The sequence below is a fragment of the Xanthomonas sp. SHU 166 genome (genome assembly GCF_000364685.1).
GTDB lineage: Bacteria > Pseudomonadota > Gammaproteobacteria > Xanthomonadales > Xanthomonadaceae > Xanthomonas_A > Xanthomonas_A sontii.
This window is the reverse complement of sequence record NZ_AQOJ01000923.1, coordinates 1-1,419: the sequence shown is the minus strand read 5'-3', so window position 1 is coordinate 1,419 and position 1,419 is coordinate 1. Positions and strand designations below refer to the sequence as shown.

General features: G+C 74.3%; 1 protein-coding gene and 1 pseudogene. Both read left to right on the top strand.

Features of this window, described 5'->3' with window-relative positions; all coding sequences use genetic code 11:
- Window positions 1-268: pseudogene (locus D180_RS20740) on the top strand (beta-N-acetylglucosaminidase); the annotation flags it as partial.
- A 421-nt stretch (window positions 269-689) separates the two neighbouring features.
- On the top strand, window positions 690-1,419 hold a 730-nt coding region (locus D180_RS20735), incomplete at its 3' end, for an FAD/NAD(P)-binding protein (RefSeq protein ID WP_043091475.1).

The window sequence follows — 1,419 nt, the reverse complement described above, 5'->3', positions numbered from 1 at the left end:
GGCCGAGGCGGCGCCATGGCTGGACGCGACCGCGCTATGGGGCCGCGCGCTGCGCCTGAGCGTGGACGGGCTGAACCAGGCGCTGGCCGGCGATCCGGCCGCCGAGCAGGCCTTCGCTGCGGCCAGGCAGCTCGCCGCGCAGGCCGAGGCGATTCCCTCCATTCCCGGCGCGACCCGCTTCGGCGGCCCGGTCAAGGTCGCCGACGGCGTGCTCGACACCTTCGTCGCCGACGCGCCCGGCCTGGTGCAGCGTCCGCCGGCGCGGTAGGGCCCGGATCGGCGCACCACGGCGCTCCTTGCCGACGGCTCACCTGTTGCGTGGCACACGCCCGGTCCGGCGCGGCACGTTGCCGATGCGGCCCGCGCAGTGTCCGACACGAGGCGGCGGGCGGCGTCGTTGCCGGCGAGAACGCGCGGAGCTTGATCGGCCCCGCGGCGACGCCGCGCGAGGAGGCCGCAGCGGCGAGGGTGGTGCCGTTGGTACGTGCCGGCCCAGCGTTTCTGTGTCTGCCGCGGCGTCAGCGGCCTTCGGCTCGGCCTTGCCGATCGCCGTGCAGCCTGACTCATGGACATCGCCCATGTGCTGATGCCGCATTGCCATGGCGATCTGCGCACGCATTAACCGAGGGTTTACACCTCCGGCGAACATCCCGGGCACAAAGAACGCCCGACCGGCCAAGGTGCGAGCCATGCGAATTGCGATCATCGGCGCAGGATTCTGCGGCAACGTGCTGGCCGCGACGCTGGCCAGGCAGGGCGCCGCCCGCCACATCACCCTGGTCGGCGTGGCCGACACCTACGGCCGCGGCATCGCCTACGGTGCGGCGCGGCCGGAACACGTGTTGAACGTGCGCGCCAAGGACCTGGGCGTGGATCCGCAGGAGCCGGGCGGCTTCGCCGACGCCCTGCAGCTGGATGCCGCGCAACGCCTGCAGTTCCTGCCGCGGCTGCTGTACGGCCGCTACCTGCAGCAGCACCTGGACGATGCGCTGGCGGCGTCGCCGGTCGAGGTGGCGCGAGTGAGCGAGGAGGCGGTGGCGGTGGAGCGCGATCCGGACGGCTTCCGCCTGTTCCTGGCCAATGGCGAGGCCGTGGTCGCCGACGTGGTGGTGCTGGCGATCGGCGCGCTGCCGCCGGCGGCGCTGCCGGGCATCGGCCCGCGCCTGGCGGTGCATCGCCGCTACATCGGTTGGCCGTGGCAGGACGGCGTGCTGGACGAGGTGCCGCCGCAGGCGCGGCTGTTGCTGGTCGGCACCGGCCTGACCATGGCCGATGTGGCCCTGACCCTGCGCCGACGCGGACACCGCGGCCCGATCACCGCGCTGTCGCGGCGCGGCCTGGCACCACAGGCGCACCTGGCGGTGCCGGGCGCGCCGGTGAGCCTGCCGCCCAGCGTGGTGCAGGCGCTGCGCAGCCACG